17 protein-coding genes are annotated in these 17150 nt (G+C 36.3%); 16 read left to right on the forward strand and 1 reads right to left on the reverse strand.

Annotated features, from left to right (window positions below):
* The first annotated feature begins 2 nt into the window (after positions 1-2).
* The 16 genes from rimI (at position 3) to CYJ72_RS07575 (ending at position 16278) form a co-directional block, all read left to right on the forward strand.
* Positions 3-482 carry a ribosomal protein S18-alanine N-acetyltransferase gene (gene rimI, locus CYJ72_RS07500; protein WP_143739999.1) on the forward strand — a complete coding sequence of 160 codons (480 nt, stop codon included), beginning with the start codon at positions 3-5 and terminating at the stop codon, positions 480-482.
* On the forward strand, positions 466-1476 hold the full coding sequence (tsaD, locus tag CYJ72_RS07505; protein WP_066123487.1) for a tRNA (adenosine(37)-N6)-threonylcarbamoyltransferase complex transferase subunit TsaD: 1011 nt from the start codon (positions 466-468) through the stop codon (positions 1474-1476). The genes rimI and tsaD overlap by 17 nt, the downstream gene beginning before the upstream one ends.
* Before the next feature lie 166 nt (positions 1477-1642).
* Entirely contained in the window at positions 1643-3256 is a 1614-nt protein-coding gene (locus CYJ72_RS07510; RefSeq protein ID WP_284629010.1) for a peptide ABC transporter substrate-binding protein, read from the forward strand.
* A 254-nt stretch (positions 3257-3510) separates the two neighbouring features.
* A complete protein-coding gene (locus tag CYJ72_RS07515; protein ID WP_071408061.1) occupies positions 3511-4437 on the forward strand; it encodes an ABC transporter permease in 927 nt (308 codons plus the stop codon).
* Positions 4438-4439: 2 nt separating this feature from the next.
* Positions 4440-4856, forward strand: coding sequence for an ABC transporter permease (locus CYJ72_RS07520; protein WP_284629014.1), 417 nt, complete (start codon positions 4440-4442; stop codon positions 4854-4856).
* On the forward strand, positions 4810-5364 hold the full coding sequence (locus tag CYJ72_RS07525; RefSeq protein WP_284629016.1) for an ABC transporter permease: 555 nt from the start codon (positions 4810-4812) through the stop codon (positions 5362-5364). The genes CYJ72_RS07520 and CYJ72_RS07525 overlap by 47 nt, the downstream gene beginning before the upstream one ends.
* An 11-nt stretch (positions 5365-5375) precedes the next feature.
* Positions 5376-6434, forward strand: coding sequence for an ABC transporter ATP-binding protein (locus CYJ72_RS07530; protein WP_284629018.1), 1059 nt, complete (start codon positions 5376-5378; stop codon positions 6432-6434).
* A complete protein-coding gene (locus tag CYJ72_RS07535; protein WP_284629020.1) occupies positions 6427-7335 on the forward strand; it encodes an ABC transporter ATP-binding protein in 909 nt (302 codons plus the stop codon). Before CYJ72_RS07530 ends, CYJ72_RS07535 begins: the two co-directional genes overlap by 8 nt.
* A gap of 98 nt (positions 7336-7433) precedes the next feature.
* Positions 7434-7988 (forward strand): LemA family protein, encoded by a 555-nt coding sequence (locus CYJ72_RS07540; protein WP_071408057.1) that lies wholly within the window; start codon positions 7434-7436, stop codon positions 7986-7988.
* A 235-nt stretch (positions 7989-8223) separates the two neighbouring features.
* Positions 8224-8973 (forward strand): hypothetical protein, encoded by a 750-nt coding sequence (locus CYJ72_RS07545; RefSeq protein WP_284629022.1) that lies wholly within the window; start codon positions 8224-8226, stop codon positions 8971-8973.
* A gap of 19 nt (positions 8974-8992) precedes the next feature.
* Positions 8993-10081 (forward strand): D-alanine--D-alanine ligase family protein, encoded by a 1089-nt coding sequence (locus CYJ72_RS07550; protein ID WP_101813116.1) that lies wholly within the window; start codon positions 8993-8995, stop codon positions 10079-10081.
* A 12-nt stretch (positions 10082-10093) separates the two neighbouring features.
* Complete coding sequence (locus CYJ72_RS07555) at positions 10094-11509, forward strand: UDP-N-acetylmuramoyl-tripeptide--D-alanyl-D-alanine ligase (protein WP_101813115.1); 1416 nt, start codon at positions 10094-10096, stop codon at positions 11507-11509.
* A 571-nt stretch (positions 11510-12080) separates the two neighbouring features.
* A complete protein-coding gene (cshA, locus tag CYJ72_RS07560) occupies positions 12081-13697 on the forward strand; it encodes a degradosome RNA helicase CshA (protein WP_066126543.1) in 1617 nt (538 codons plus the stop codon).
* 16 nt (positions 13698-13713) lie between these two features.
* Positions 13714-14100: a holo-ACP synthase gene (gene acpS / locus CYJ72_RS07565; RefSeq protein WP_066126544.1), complete on the forward strand. Its 387-nt coding sequence runs from the start codon at positions 13714-13716 to the stop codon at positions 14098-14100.
* A 372-nt stretch (positions 14101-14472) separates the two neighbouring features.
* The gene (gene alr / locus CYJ72_RS07570) at positions 14473-15633 is read left to right on the forward strand and encodes an alanine racemase (RefSeq protein WP_066126545.1); all 1161 of its coding nucleotides are present in this window, start codon (positions 14473-14475) and stop codon (positions 15631-15633) included.
* A gap of 9 nt (positions 15634-15642) precedes the next feature.
* Positions 15643-16278 carry an MBL fold metallo-hydrolase gene (locus CYJ72_RS07575; RefSeq protein ID WP_066126547.1) on the forward strand — a complete coding sequence of 212 codons (636 nt, stop codon included), beginning with the start codon at positions 15643-15645 and terminating at the stop codon, positions 16276-16278.
* A gap of 49 nt (positions 16279-16327) precedes the next feature.
* Here CYJ72_RS07575 and cbpA read toward each other — a convergent pair whose 3' ends face one another.
* Positions 16328-16963, reverse strand: coding sequence for a cyclic di-AMP binding protein CbpA (cbpA, locus tag CYJ72_RS07580; protein ID WP_284629027.1), 636 nt, complete (start codon positions 16961-16963; stop codon positions 16328-16330).
* Positions 16964-17150: the final 187 nt, after the last annotated feature.

A 17150-nucleotide genomic window follows, 5' to 3' on the forward strand; every position in this document is an offset into this window, starting at 1 on the left:
GATTGATAGAGTACCATGTTGTACCGATAAAAGGAAAACTAATGATGTCGCCATTTAAGGAACAAATTATCGAAGCTAATCGACATTTTGGGTGGAATGAAGCCCAAACGTTAACGGATTTTAATAATGAACATAGTGAATATTATTGTTTGGTTAATCAAGACAAATTATTAGGTTATGTCGCATTGCATCATATTTTAGATGAAGCGTCGATCAATATTGTCTACATTGATAAGACCTTTCGACAACAAGGGTTAGCAACGGAATTACTCGTCTTTGTATTAAACCAATTAAGTCAGCGTCAAATAAAAAATATCTTTTTAGAAGTACGAGCGAGTAATCATTCAGCAATTCATTTATATCAGAAAACCGGCTTCGATTTATTAATTAAGCGCAAGAATTATTATCAAAATCCCATGGAGGATGCTTATATTTTCCAAAAAAATTTGACGAAAGGAGATCAAGATGAGTCAAAAGAATAATCTCATTTTAGCATTTGAGTCAAGCTGTGACGAAACAAGTGTTGCCGTCATTGAAAATGGTTCGATTATACGCAGCAATATTGTGGCTTCGCAAATTAAATCACATATGCGATTTGGTGGTGTCGTACCAGAAGTAGCCAGTCGTCATCATGTTGAACAAATCACTCAAATTTATCAACTGGCACTAAAAAAAGCACAAGTGTCAATAGATGAGATTGATGCGATTGCCGTCACCAAAGGTCCAGGACTAGTTGGGGCTTTATTGATAGGCATTACTGCTGCTAAAACATTAGCCTTCGTTCATGATAAACCATTAATTGAAGTTAACCATTTGGCAGGGCATATTTATGCATGTCAATTAGAAAATCAATTACAATTCCCATTATTAGCCTTAATCGCAAGTGGCGGTCATACTGAGCTCGTTTACATGGAAAACCATAACCAGTTTGAAGTTATTGGCGAGACACAAGATGATGCGGTTGGAGAAGCTTATGATAAAGTAGGGCGGATATTAGATTTACCTTATCCAGCTGGAAAATACTTAGATCAATTAGCACAAACAGGACACGCAACCTATCCAGTCCCCAGAGCAATGATTCATGAAGATAATCTTGATTTTAGTTTTAGTGGCATGAAAAGTGCTATTATGAATCTCGTTCATAATGCTCAACAACGTGGCGAGACATTTGTGAAAGAAGATTTAGCGACTAGTTTCCAAACAGCAGTTATTGAAGTTCTAACGACTAAAGCGGCGAAAGCAGTGACGAAATATCCTTCAGTTAAACAATTTGTCTTAGCTGGTGGGGTGGCAGCTAATTCCGGATTAAGAAAAGAATTAGTTGCAACCTTAGATCCAATCGAAGTATTGATTCCTTCATTACCTTTGTGTGGTGACAATGCGGCAATGATTGGGGCTGCTGCTTATCAAATGTATCTACAACAACAAATGGGTAGTTTAGATTTCAATGCTCAACCTAGTTTAGATTTATCATAATTTAATGAAACTCTGAAACAAATAAAATGTTTCAGGGTTTTATTTTATCAAAATTAAAAATTAATTAAAATAAAGATTGATTTTTAATTTCATTTGGTGTATTATCTCATTTAAAGAGGTAATCTTTAATGAAGCTATCATAAATATTAAATAGGAGGAAACATTAATGAGAAAATTCTTTAAAAAAGCAGCCGTTTTAGGTACGGCACTATTATCATTTAACGCAATGTCTCCATTATTCGTAACCAAAGTTGGCGCACAAGCAGAACAAACTTTAACATTATCAACGACATCTGAGCCACCAACTGTTGACCCAGGGATTGCAACCGATAGTTCGTCAGGTGCGATTATTAAAAACGTCTTTGAAGGTTTAACAGCGATTAAAGATAATCAACCAGTGCCAGCAGCGGCTGAATCTTGGGAAGTAAGTGAAGATGGTTTAACTTATACGTTCAAATTACGTGAAGGCTTAACATGGTCAAATGGTGATCCAGTGAAAGCAAGTGATTTTGAATTTGCATGGAAACGTGCTTTAAATCCAGAAACCTTATCAGAATATGCGAACTTACTTTATGTGATTGAAGGTGGGGAAGCTTATAATACGGGTGAAGGCGAAGAGGATGCAGTCGGTGTTAAAGCATTAGATGATATGACTTTAGAAATTAAATTAAATGCTCCGGTAGCTTATTTCCCAGAATTAATTGCGCACTATACTTTTATGCCAGTTAATCAAGCAGTAGTAGAAGCGAACCCTGATTGGGCAATGGAAGCGGGTGAAGATTACGTAACCAACGGACCATTCGTCTTATCTGAATGGAATCATTCGAGTGATTATGTATTGACTAAGAATGAAAATTATTGGGATGCAGACAATGTTTCATTAGAAACTGTCAATGTACAAATGGTAGAATCTGAAGCAACTGCTAATGCAATGTATCAAGCAGGTGAATTAGATTACTTAGGATCACCATATAATAGTGTTTCATTAGATGCGATTGATACTTATAAAGCAGATGGAGCATTAAATATCTCTGACTATGCTGCTATTTATTGGTACAAAGTGAATACAACCGATGAAGTAATGTCTAATGTGAATATTCGTAAAGCTTTAGCTTTAGCTATTGACCGTCAAGGTTTAGTAGACAATATTACGAAAGGTGAACAAGAACCGGCATTAGGTTATGTTCCACAAACAATTGCTGGGTTTGAAGAAGACCGTGGTTACTTCAAAGATGCTGATTTTGAACAAGCTAAAGATTATTTAGCAAAAGGTTTAGAAGAGTTAGGATTAAAAGATCCGAGTGAATTAACTGTTAAAATCTCAATTAATACATCAGAAGCGCATTCAACAATTGCGCAATATATCCAAGAAGGTTGGGCAAGTAATTTAGGTATTAACGCTGAAATTGATAATTCTGAATGGCAAGTTTATCTAGATAAATTATCTGCTTTAGATTATCAAGTAGGACGTTTAGGTTGGATTGCAGACTACAACGACGCTTCTTCATTCTTAGGAATGTATGATTCTGTAGACAATGGTAACAATGACACGGGTTGGTCTAATGAGGAATATACTAAATTATTAAAAGAAGCAGAGTTAGAAACGGATCTTGATAAACGTACAGAATTATTGAAACAAGCTGAGGCTGTCATGATTGAAGAAATGCCAGTTATCCCATTGTATTACTACACTAACTTATCAGTTAAGAAAGACAGTATTAAAAATATGGAACCTGATGCATTAGGTAACCTTGATTTGAAAAATGTCGTAGTTGAATAAAATATAACGGAATGAATGAGGACTGGGCAGGAACTTAATAATTTCTGTCCAGTTTTGTATCGTTATATCATTGCGCAGTGGGTAAATGGCGTGAACTGGTATTTTTCAGACTTGTTTGATACTTACTTCTTACTGTGCGGGGGTGGGCATATGAAGCGAAAATCAATCGGTTTTCTACTTCTTGCCTACGCCCATTTCGTGTTGCTTTATTAAACGGTGGCGCAAACTTTTGATAATATAAGGAGGAATATTAGATGAAAAAGTATATCTTTAAGAGAATCGTTTATATACTGATTGCACTTTTTTTCATTATAACATTAACGTTTTTCTTAATGAGAATTGCACCCGGTAGTCCTTTTGCGAGTGAAAGAGCACTAACGCCTGCGATTGAAAAACAATTAAATGAAACCTATGGCTTAGATAATCCATGGTATGTGCAATACAAGGATTATTTATTGAATATTTTAAAACTTGATTTTGGTGAGTCTATGAAGTATAAAGGTCGTTCAACTAATGATATGATCTTTCAGTCATTTCCTATCTCATTAGCCTTAGGAGCTCAAGCGCTCTTTTTAGCAGTCGGTTTTGGTGTTTTATTAGGGGTCATTTCTGCTATGTACCATAATAAATTAGGTGATTATATTTCAACTATAATTGCTGTCTTAGGAATTTCAATTCCTTCATTTATTTTAGCAGGATTAATGCAATATTTTTTAGGATTGAAATTGGGATTGTTTCCTTTAAGTGGTTGGAAAGGATTTAGTTATACCGTCATGCCTTCATTTGCGATGGCTTTAAGTTATATGGGAAATGTGGCCAAAATGGTCCGATCTAGTATGCTGGAACAAAATACATCTGAATATGTAAAACTAGCTCGAGCAAAAGGATTAAGAAAATGGAGTGTGGTCTTTAAACATTCACTGCGTAATGCATTGTTACCTGTTATAACCTATTTAGGACCTTTAACAGCCGGCGTGGTAACGGGGAGTTTCATTGTTGAAAATATTTTTGCGATACCTGGACTCGGTAAACATTTTGTTACCAGTATTAATAACCGTGATTATACGATGATTATGGGAACCACTGTTTTCTATTCGATTCTATTATTATTTGCGGTCTTAATTGTGGATATCATTTATGTAATGGTCGATCCACGAATTAAGTTGGAAGGAGCTGAATAATAATGACGCATGAAGAAAAATTAAATCCCCAAGATTTTGAAATAATAGGGATTTCTGAAGATCAAACTGATATTTTAAGTAATAAAACGGTGTCGTTTTGGGGCGAAGTCTTTCATACTTTTAGCCGTAATAAACTAGCGATGTTTGGGGTTGGGTTATTAATTGTAGTGGCCTTAATGGCGATTTTTGTGCCGATGGTGTCACCATTTAGTTTTAGTCAACAAACCAAAAATTATAATATGCCACCCAATGCGACTCATTGGTTTGGTACAGATAACTTAGGGCGTGATATTTTTGTTCGTATTTGGGTTGGCGCGCGTATTTCCTTATTTATTGGATTAGCAGCTGCTGCTATTGACATAAATTATCGGAGTGTTATGGGGCAGTATTGCCGGAATTGTTGGTGGCCGTGTCGATAATATCATGATGCGTATCGCTGATATTTTAACGGCGGTTCCTTATTTATTGATAGTTATTTTATTATTAGTTGTGATGGATAAGGGGTTAATGCCAATGATAGTGGCCCTTTCGATAACCGGTTGGGTACGGATGGCCCGAATTGTCCGTGGAGAAGTATTATCTATCAAGAACCAGGAATATGTTTTAGCGGCGCGTACATTAGGGGCGAATACCACTCACTTGATACTGAAACATTTGATTCCAAATGCGATGGGGGCGATTATTGTGACGATGACACTCTCGATTCCTTCAGCAATCTTTACGGAATCATTTCTTAGTTATTTAGGTCTTGGGGTGACACCGCCAATGGCCAGTTGGGGAACGATGGCTTCAGAAGGAAACGAAGCCATTATGACGGCACCGTGGCGTTTAATATTTCCAGCGTTATTAATTTCATTAACAATTTTTGCGTTTAATGCGGTCGGTGATGGTTTACGTGATGCACTCGATCCAAAACTTAGAAAGTAGAGGTGACTAATATGACAGAAAAATTATTACAAGTAAATGATTTGCGTATTAGTTTTAAAACTTTTGCGGGTCGTGTTCAAGCCGTTCGTGGGGTTAATTTTTCTTTAGAAAAAGGAGAAACCTTAGCCATTGTAGGAGAATCAGGATCAGGAAAATCAGTAGCCTGTAATGCGATTATGCGTTTAATTCCACAGCCACCTGGACATTTTGATGCGGGAGAAATTTTATTTAATGGACAAGATCTATTGAAACTAACTGAGAATCAAATGAGCGATATCCGTGGGAAAGATATTGCGATGATTTTCCAAGATCCGATGACCGCTTTAAACCCAACAATGAAAGTTGGCAAACAAATTGCCGAAGTCATTTTACGACATAAAAAAGATATCTCTAAAGCACAAGCCAAAGCGCGTTCGATAGAGTTATTAAAAGAAGTCGGAATTCCATTTCCAGAGCGTCGTTATGAACAATATCCTCATGAATTTTCAGGTGGTATGAGACAACGGGTAGTTATCGCGATTGCCTTAGCAGCAGAACCTAAATTATTAATTGCTGATGAACCGACTACGGCTTTAGATGTAACGATTCAAGCACAAATCTTAGAATTGATGAAAGAGATCCAACAAAAAAATGGCAATTCGATTATCTTTATTACGCATGACTTAGGCGTAGTGGCGAATGTTGCCGATAAGGTAGCGGTGATGTATGCGGGCCAAATTATAGAGTACGGTACCGTCAATGAAATTTTTTATAATCCTAAACATCCCTATACTTGGGGACTACTAGGTTCAATGCCTGATTTAGAAAATGATGATGCCGAAGAACTTTATACCATTCCTGGTTCGCCACCGAATTTAATCAATCCTCCTAAAGGAGATGCTTTTGCTCCGCGGAATCGCTATGCAATGAAGATTGATTATGAAAAGGAACCGCCAATGTTTAAAGTCAATGAGAACCATTTCGTTAAATCTTGGCTGATGGCTGAAGGAGCACCTAAAATCGAAGTGCCAGAAATGATTCAAAAAAGAATTCAACGATACTTAAAAGAAGGAGGCGTTACAAATGAGTAAGAAAGTACTTTTAGAAGTAAAAGATTTCAAACAATATTTTGGTAACAGTCAACAACCGATTAAGGCCGTTGATGGTATTTCATTTGAAGTTTATGAAGGTGAAACCCTGGGACTTGTAGGGGAATCTGGTTGCGGTAAATCTACAACGGGGCGCTCGATTATTGGGCTTTATGATATTACGGGGGGCACGATTACTTTTGATGGGAAAGTCGTCAGTGGTAAGCAAAGTGCCAAAGATAAGAAAAATTTGGCTCGTCAACTACAAATGATTTTCCAAGATCCTTATGCTTCCTTAAATCCACGTATGACCGCTGGAGAAATTATTAGTGAAGGCTTTGATATTCATGGACTTTATAAAAATAAAGCAGAACGTCGTAAGCGAATTGGTGAATTGTTAGAAGCAGTAGGGTTAAATAAAGAACATCAAAACCGTTATGCTCATGAGTTTTCTGGAGGTCAAAGACAAAGAATTGGTATTGCGCGAGCTTTAGCGTTAGAACCAAAATTCATTATCGCAGATGAACCTATTTCAGCACTCGATGTTTCGATTCAAGCACAAGTCGTTAACTTATTGAAAAAATTACAAAAAGAACGTCAATTAACCTATTTATTTATTGCTCATGATTTATCAATGGTTAAATATATTAGCGACCGTATTGCGGTGATGTATGCTGGAAAAATACTTGAAGTAGGACCAGCTGCTGAAATTTACCGTAATCCCATTCATCCTTATACGAAGTCTTTATTATCAGCAGTTCCTCAGCCAGATCCGATTAGTGAAAGTGTCCGTCAACGGGTGCCTTATCAACATCAAGAACCGACCGGAGAAGTAAGCAAATATGAAATATCACCCGATCATTTTGTCTATGCGGACGCTGAACAATTGAAAGCTTGGACTTAATCAATAGCGGTAATTTCTTCTGTTTAGTGTTTTCAATCGACATTTTTAATGGGTTTAAGTATAATTAAGATATACGAAAAAAGAAAGGTTGATTTACCATGCCATTTTTAATCATACTAGGAATTTTAGTTTTAATTGCCTTAGCTTGGGTTGGAATTTATAATAATTTAATTAAAACAAGAAACTGGGCTGAAGAAAGTTTTAGTCAAGTCGATGTGCAGTTACAACGACGCAATGACTTAATCCCTAATTTAGTCGAAACAGTCAAAGGATATGCGGCTCATGAAAAAGAAACCTTAGACTCCGTAATCAAAGCACGTCAACAATTAATCGATGTTGCGAATGCTTCACCCGAACAAATTAATGCGGCCTCAAATGCATTAACAGGTGCTTTGTCTCGTTTATTAGCAGTAGCCGAATCTTATCCGGATTTAAAGGCAAACACTAATTTCGTTGAATTGCAACGTAGCTTAACCGATACAGAAGATAAAATTGCTAAAGCTAGAATGTTATATAACTCTAGCATTAATCAGTATAATACTAAGATTGAAACAATTCCTAACAATATCGTTGCGGGTGTTCATGGCTTTACTAAGAAAGTGTTCTTAGAAACACCAGAAGAAGCTCGTGTAGCACCAAAGGTAGAATTTTAGAGCAAATCTCCAATAATGGAAGGATATGATGTTCATTTTAGTGTGTCTATTTAGACCCCTAAAATAGGAGAGGTGAAAGAGAACAAATTTCAGAGTGAAGTTTGCCCTCTTTCCTCTCCTTTTTTGCGTTAATTTAGTGATTTATTAATGAATTATACTTTAACTTTATAAAAAAAGAGAGTAGAATATAGGGTGATTGTATATCATGGTAAAAAGCCAGAAGGGGGGCAAAAAAATGAGAATTAATTTGTATGTACATTATGATTCGGTAACGAGTCATATCATGACACGGGGAATTAATTTGTTGCCGATAGATTTTGAGGCAAAATATGTACCCAATAATATGATATTGTCAGAAGCGCCTTCTAATTTTGGGAAATTTGATGTGAGAACCAACTTTAAGATATTAAGAGGGAAACCAGAAGTTTTAGAATACTTGAATTACTGTCGCAAAGAAAAAGTGCGTGTGTCTAATTGGATGGATTTTGAAAGTGTCAGTATGATGCACCAATTAACTCCTAATGAGATTGCAGAAATATTATATTTATTCCATGCAAATCAAACCTTAAGATCAGCTTTTTTTTATAAATTACAAAATAATTATGCGTTTCTAACCTTGCCGAACGGCTTAATAAAAACCTATTATCGTTATTCCCAACATTTTAATTTGCGATTTCAAAGAGTGTTACAAGAGCAGATGCAAAATTTATTAAATGAAGGACGCTCTTTCTTTTTTAAGAAGAAAGAAATCGCTAAGCCGGTTCCGGAAGCCATTGTAGAACAAATAACACCATTATTTACTAAAGGATTGAAAATTGACTTTGCTCAAGCCTATGATATGGCTGGCCAGTGGTTTGTACCGTTATTTATCATTGAAGATGAATTAACACTTTTAACTTCTAATCAAAGTCAGACGAATCAAGTCGGTCAATTGGTGTATAATTATCAAGAAAAAATTTGGCAAGTAGAACTTATTTCTAACTAGCATGCATTTGGAGGAAAATATGAAAATAATTTTACTATATGGTGGCCAAAGTGCGGAACATGATATCTCAGTCATTTCAGCCCACAATATTGCCCAACAAATTATGTATAACTATTACGACGTCCAACCTATTTTTATTCGACGTGATGGGGTTTGGATTAAAGGAGCCCCCCTAACTGAAGCACCTAGCACTTCAGGCGAACTCATTTTAGAAGCCGCTGAAATAGCTCAATGGTCGCAAAAAGCTGATACGGCTTCAACAGGTATAGTGATTCAGCCAGGTTCAATTTATGAGAAAGACACCATTGTCTTTCCGGCGCTTCATGGACCAAATGGAGAAGATGGTACTATTCAAGGGTTTTTAGAAGTGTTAAACATGCCTTATGTTGGCGCAGGCGTCACAGCTAGTGCAGCTGGCATGGATAAAACAATTAGTAAGTATATTTTTAGCCAAGTAGGTATTCCGCAAGTACCATTTGAAGCATTTGACCGTCAAGCATGGCTCAATGCAAAGGATGAGCTGATTAAAAAATGTGAAGGTAGCTTGCTATATCCAATGTTTGTCAAACCAGCCAATATGGGCTCAAGTGTAGGGATTAGTAAAGTTGAAAATGTTGAAGAATTAGCTAATGCGGTTGAATTAGCTTTAAAATATGATTTTAGAATTGTAGTTGAACAAGGAATTAATGCCGATGAAGTGGAAGTAGCGATTTTAGGTAATGCTGATGCTCATGTGAGTGTGGTCGGGAAATTAGTAAAAGAACAAAGTTTTTATGATTATGATAATAAATATTTAAACAATAGTGTTTCAATGCAAATTCCAGCTGAATTACCTGAAGCAGTTGCTGAAAAAATTCAAGAGTATGCTTTATTAGCGTATCGTGCAATTGACGGGCGTGGATTATCTCGTTGCGACTTTTTTGTAACGGCCAATAACGATATTTATATCAATGAAATTAATACCATGCCAGGTTTTACGCCATATAGTATGTATCCAGTGCTATGGCAAGGAACAGGCTTAGGTACTCGGGACCTAGTTGAAGAGTTGATTCAGTTAGGGTTACGTCATTTTGAAGCAAAAAAAGCGTTGACTGCTGACAGATTTTAGTGGAGGTACAAGATGAAACCGATAAAATTAATGGACGTTGTAAAACACGTTCATGCGATTGATTACACAGCAAAAGATCGCACAATTTCGATTTCTAATGTCGAATTTGATTCTAGAAAAATTACCCCGGGATCATTATTTGTGCCATTGCAAGGAGCAACCGATGGTCATGATTATGTAGAAAAAGCGATTGAAATGGGTGCTGTAGCAACATTTTGGTCTAAAGAGGAATCGGCTGCGCCAAGTGATCGGATTGCGATTATTTTAGTAGATGACACATTAAAAGCATTACAGGATTTAGCTCATTATTATCGTCAGGTCATCAATCCAATCGTGATTGGTATTACTGGTAGTAACGGGAAGACTACCACTAAAGATATGACCGCTTCAACATTATCAGCTAAATATCGTGTCCACAAAACGCAAGGGAATTACAATAATGAAATTGGTGTTCCGTATACTTTGCTAAAAATGCCAGAGGATACGCAAGTCTGTGTAACTGAAATGGGAATGAGTGGCTTTGGCGAGATTGAAGTGTTGAGCAAAATAGCAGAACCGAATATTGCGGCCATTACTTTAATTGGCGAAAGTCACTTAGAATTTTTAGGATCACGCAAAGGGATTGCCCAAGCTAAGATGGAAATTTTAGACGGGTTAAAACCGGATGGATTATTCGTCTATCCAGGCAATGAACCATTAATAAGCGAATTATTAGATGAAAAAGCGCCAACCATTCAAATCAGTAGCTTTGGTTTCGATAGTTCTTATGATGTTTATGCTTATGATTTAGTTGAAGAACAAAATAAAACGTTCTTTAAAACAAATGTCGATTCTAATATTGTGAGTACGATACCTGTTATTGGTGCTTATAATGTATCGAATGCGTTGATTGCTTTAACCATTGCCAAACATTTAGAAATCCCAATGGAACAAGCCATTTTTCAATTGGCTCAATTTGAATTAACGGCCCATCGTTTAGAATGGATTAAGACTTTAAATGGGGCAGATTTATTAAATGACGCCTATAATGCAAGTCCAACTTCAATGAAAGCCATTTTGAAAACTTTATCAACGGTTCCTGTGGAACATACTGGCCGTAAAATAGCGGTTTTAGGGGATGTTAGAGAGTTAGGTCCTGAAAGTGCTAATTTGCATCGAAGTATTAAAGAGGCGATTGATCCAGATAAGATTGCCCGTGTCTACTTATTTGGAACGGAAATGAAAGCTTTATATAATGAGTTAGTAACGGAGTATAGTCAAGAGGCATTATATTATGTTGAATCGGATCACGATGAGTTAATTGCATTATTACAACGTGATATTCAACCGGAAGATGTCGTGTTAGTTAAATCGAGTTTAGGGGTGGATTTATTAAAAGTCGTTACCGCTTTAACTGGCCACGAAACACATAATATGTTAAGAAAATAAAGAATTATATGGGAGTAGGCTAGAAGTTGATAATCAGATGATTTTCTATATGTCTAATCCCCCCCGTCGCGCAGTGGAGTAACTATCACATGAGTCTTTAAGACACCGCTTGATGCTACTTAACCACTGCGCTTATTATTACCGAGCAATAGTTTGACTGAATGAATCAACGATTGACTTACCTTCGCATGAAAATTCCAATTTTTTACTCTGTTAAAAGCTAATTTTCTAAAAAAGAAGAAGACATTACGAGTTTCTAAATAATGAAGCATTACTCAATTGAATCATATTGTTTTCAAATTTTCACTAGCTAAATTATAAATAACTTGTTTATCAAACTTATTTGTGTTAATCTAAGCAATGGAAAGTTAACGATGTATCATTAAGTCAACCGTTCTTTGGAAGTTTGACCCGCATGGCACCTAGCGCATTTTGCTATTTCTACGCCAAGCGGTTTTTTTATTTGTAACTTACCCACCATAACATCTCTTGCTCGATACAATAAATGATAGGTATCACGGGTAAGCTATGTTAAATAAGAAGTCTTAAAGACAAGAAAAGGAAGAAGATATTGAAATTTTCAGAATTAAATTTATCACCATTATTAGTAACATCACTTAAAGAGTTAGGGTTTGAAGAACCAACTCCGATTCAACAACAAGCTGTGCCTGTGGCATTAGAAGGAAAAGACTTAATTGGTCAAGCTCAAACCGGAACCGGTAAAACAGCGGCCTTTGGTTTACCAATGTTAAATAAATTAAATAGTCAAACCCAATCGGTTCAAGGCTTAGTTATTGCACCGACGCGTGAATTAGCGATTCAAGTACAAGAAGAATTATTCCGTTTAGGGAAAGAGCAAAGAGCACGTGTCTATGTTGTTTATGGCGGAGCCCCAATTGGGAATCAGATTAATCGTTTAAAACGAAATGCCCCTCAAATTGTGGTTGGAACACCAGGACGTATTTTAGACTTGATGCGTCGTAAAGCTTTAAAATTAGATGAGTTACAAACATTAGTATTGGATGAAGCTGATGAAATGTTGAATATGGGGTTTATTGACGACATTCGTGCCATTATTGAGACGACCCCTGAAACACGCCAAACATTACTATTTTCAGCTACTATGCCAAAAGAAATTCGTAATTTAGCCGATCAATTTTTAAAAGAACCAGCACATATTAAAATTGAAACTAAACAAATTACTGCTGACTTAATTGAACAGTTTTTTATTAAATGTCGTGACGATGAAAAGTTTGATGTGCTAACGCGTTTATTAGATGTACAGTCACCCAAACAAGCAATTGTCTTCTGTCGTACTAAAAAGCGTGTGGATGAAGTAGGACGAGGATTATCCTTAAGAGGATTTAATGCGGAATTAATTCATGGTGATATTACGCAACAAAAACGTACCACTGTTATAAATCAGTTCCGTAACGGAGAAATTGAACTATTAGTAGCCACGGATGTAGCGGCACGTGGTTTAGATATTTCTGGAGTAACGCATGTCTATAACTATGATATCACCCAAGATCCTGAAAGTTATGTTCATCGTATCGGACGTACCGGTCGTGCAGGGAATGAAGGTGCTTCAATTACCTTTGTCACGCAAAATGAGATGCCATATTTAAGAACGATTGAAACATTAACTCGAAAAGCAATGACACCAATGAAACCACCAACAGTCCAAGAGGCACAATGGGGACAAGTTCAACAGTTAATTGATCAAGTCAATGAAATTTTAGAAGAAGGTAATGCACAACAACATCGTAATACCGCAAAATTATTATTAGAACATTACCAAGCGAATGACTTAGTCACTGCTTTATTAGGAACGATTATTAACGATAATAGTAATATTGAAGTACAAATCTCACCACAAAGACCATTACCAAATGCTCAGCATAAAAAAGGTTATAAATCGGGTAATAAAGGTCGTGGTGGCAGAAGAGATAATCGTCGTCGTGACGGTGGTAGTCGTCGCGATGGAGGTAAATATGGTGGAGAACGCCGTGAGGGTGGACGCAATCGTGACCGTCGTCAAGACCGTGACCAAGATTTTAAACGTAAGGATAAAAAGAAAAATCCAAAATTTGATAAAAACACGCGTGGTAAAGACCAAGGAAAAAGCAACAAGTCTTCTAAAAAAGTGAATATCAATAAAAATTTTAAAATGATGAAAAAAGATTAAAATGGAGTTATTTTAAATGCGCCTAGGAACGGATATTGTGGAAATTGAACGAATAGCAGCAGCGGTTGAACGTAATGCGCAATTTCCAACTAAAATATTATCAGAAAAAGAATTAGTTTTATTTCGGGATATGAAAGAGCAACGTCAATATGAATTTTTGGCCGGTCGTTTTAGTGTGAAAGAGGCTTATGCAAAAGCATTAGGTACTGGCATCGGTAAAATAAAATTTACCGACATTGTGGTACTCCCCAATGAAATGGGTGCGCCTAAAGTGGTAGAAGGGCCGATAGTAGAAAGTGTGATCGTGTCGATTAGCCATTCAAAAGCTTATGCAACAGCGACGGTTATCATTGATTTACCAGATTTTGTTATTAATTCACAAATAACCTCCTTCCTCAATTAATTTTATTTAATGTCGGCCAAGAAAAGGTGATTAAACCGTACTTACTCAATATTTAGAGTAACGTACGGTTTTTCTAGTAGCTAACATTTTCTAGTAGCTAACTTTTTTTCTTGGATCAATTGTTGCTTGGCGTACAAAGCGATAGGGATGAAGAGTCAATCCTAATCCAAGACAAGTTATCAATGAACAAAGTTAAAAGCTGAACTTTAAATGATGATTGAAAGCGTCCACTTTAAACTTTTTAATAAAATTTTCGTGGTAAGTGTTGAGCAAACCTTCTTTTTTAAGGGGAAGCACTATCATACTGAAGCTACTTTTTAAGACGAGCTGAATATGTTACAATTATAACCATACTACGAAGAGGTGAAATCTATGTTTGAACCAAGTGAACATCGACCAACGGAAGCGATTGTCGATTTAAATGCAATCCAACATAATGTTCGATTAATGTTAGACCAATTAACACCAGAACAAAAACTATATGCTACAGTAAAAGCCAATGCCTATGGGCATGGTGCCGTCCCAGTGGCAAAAGCGGCCCTAGAAGCTGGAGCTAAAGGATTATTAGTGGCAACGGTGGATGAAGCAATTGAATTAAGAACGAATGGACTGAGTCAAGTACCGATTTTAGTGCTAGGCTTAACAGACCCACGTGGAATTGCTGAATTACTGCATTATAATATTACGATTACCGTGAGCGATAGTGAATTCTTTAGACTTGCTTATCAGCAGTTAGAAGCAACCAATCAATTATCGCTATTGGATTTATATCATTTGAAATTCCATTTAGCTTTAGATACGGGCATGGGACGAATTGGGTTAAGAAGCGTCGTTGAGGTTGAACAATTTATCGAGGATATATCAGCATTCAATTGGGTTGAATGGGAAGGGGCATTTACTCATTTTTCTACTGCAGGAGGTGGACCGCAAGACTATATTGAGTATCAGTTTGAACAATGGCAACAATTGATTGCGGTAGTACCAGACACTGTGCCGCTTAAGCATTTCGCTAACACAGCGATGGGGATGTGGCATCCTTATGAACCTAAATCGGATATTATTCGTTTTGGGATTGGAATGTATGGCATTGATCCATTAGACCGACCATTAGCGGAATTACCAGAATTTGAACGTCAGTTACAACCGGCTTTACAATTAATTTCAGAAATTATTTATACTAAAAAAGTTCCGAAAGGACATTCTATTAGTTATGGCGCAACCTATACAACAACTACCGATGAATGGATTGCAACGATTCCGATAGGTTATGCTGATGGATGGCTAAGACGCTATTCAGTGATTGAGGTGCTCGTTGGAGGGGTTGCATGTCCGATTGTGGGGACGATTAATATGGATCAGATGATGATTCGCCTGCCAGAAGCATTACCGATTGGTACACCTGTGACCTTAATTGGTAAAGATGGACATTTAGAAAATCATGCAAGTGAATTAGCGCGAAAAGTTGACACCATTAGTTATGAAATATTTTGTGGTATTAGTAATCGAGTTCCAAGAATTTATTTAAAAGACTAGGAGGACGAGATGTTAGAAGTATTTTATCAAACAGTTGGTATAGCAAGTGAGAATACTTATGTCGTTGTTAATGAAAAGAAAGAAGCGCTGATTATTGATCCTGGTGCGGGTGCTCCAATGTTGATTCATTGGATAAAAAGTCATCATTGGCAACCGCAAGCCATCTTATTGACACATTGTCATTTTGACCATATTGAATCAGTCGATGAATTGCGCGATGAATTTGGTATCGAAGCTTATGTTCATCAGATCGAGGCAGATTACTTGTCAAATCCGAATTTAAATTTATCAGCTAATATGCCGGTGCCAACCGTAGTAGCACGTCCAGCTGAACATGTGTGGCAAGCGGATGATATGAAGAAGCAGCAAGTAGGTAGCTTTCATTTTAGAGTGGCTCATATTCCAGGCCATAGTCCAGGTCACGTTGTCTATATTTTTGAAGATCAAAAATTTGTGATTGCTGGCGATACTCTATTTCAAGGTAGTATCGGCCGTACCGATTTATATTTAGGAGACTATCATCAATTGATTAATGGAATTAAGACCCACTTATATTCATTACCAGATGATACGACGATTTATCCAGGCCATGGTCAAAGTACGACGATAAAATTTGAGAAAAGATTTAATCCTTTTACCAATTAAAAAGATAAGCAGTCTGAGTTTTCATGATGAAACTTAGACTGCTTATTTATTATTTCATTTTATAATGTTTGGTTTTATATTGTTTCCGGTTCAAAAGTCGTTGCAAATCATTAAATTCGACGATGTCAAAACCACTCGGTAACACAAATAAAAATTTACTTTCGCTACCGTATTTTGTGTTCTCAAATGTTAGAGAGCTGATAATATGCGTATAGCGATTAATTAAGCGAATCAGTTTAGTTAACTCCCCAACTTGTCCTTTAGCAGTCACTTCTAAAACATATTTCGCATTATCGGATAACCATGCTTCTGCTAAAAAAGTCATCATATCCGTATGTTCGATAATCCCTACAAAAGTATTTTGAACAGATAAAACCGCGATATGTGGTAAATCATTAATCACAAATAATAAGCGTAAGATACTGTCAGAAGTTCTAACGACTTTGGTTGTATTTTTTAGAAAATGCGTAACAGGTATCGTGCTTAAATCAGCTTGAGGATATCTAAATTTATGTTGATAAATATGATAACGATAAATATTGCCTCTAAAGATGGTGTTTGTAGCATCCAATACAGGTGCACAACGTAAACCGTTTGACTCGAGTAATTGAATCGCTTCTTGACAATTTAAAGATTCATTAATACATAGTAATCGATTTTTTGGAACAATTAATGATTCAATCACTTTGTAGCCTCCTTGATTAAGATTAACATTTTATTCATCGCAACTGTTTTATAATAAAATAAATATTAAAAAAAGTAAAGTGTAATGAGAAAAATGACATAATTCTAATAAATTGATTATAACAAACTTGGCACATTTTCTCAATTGTTTCTAATGAAAAATTAATCTTTAGGCTAAAAAGTTGAAT

This window comes from Globicatella sanguinis (assembly GCF_002847845.2).
Taxonomy (GTDB): Bacteria; Bacillota; Bacilli; order Lactobacillales; family Aerococcaceae; genus Globicatella; species Globicatella sanguinis.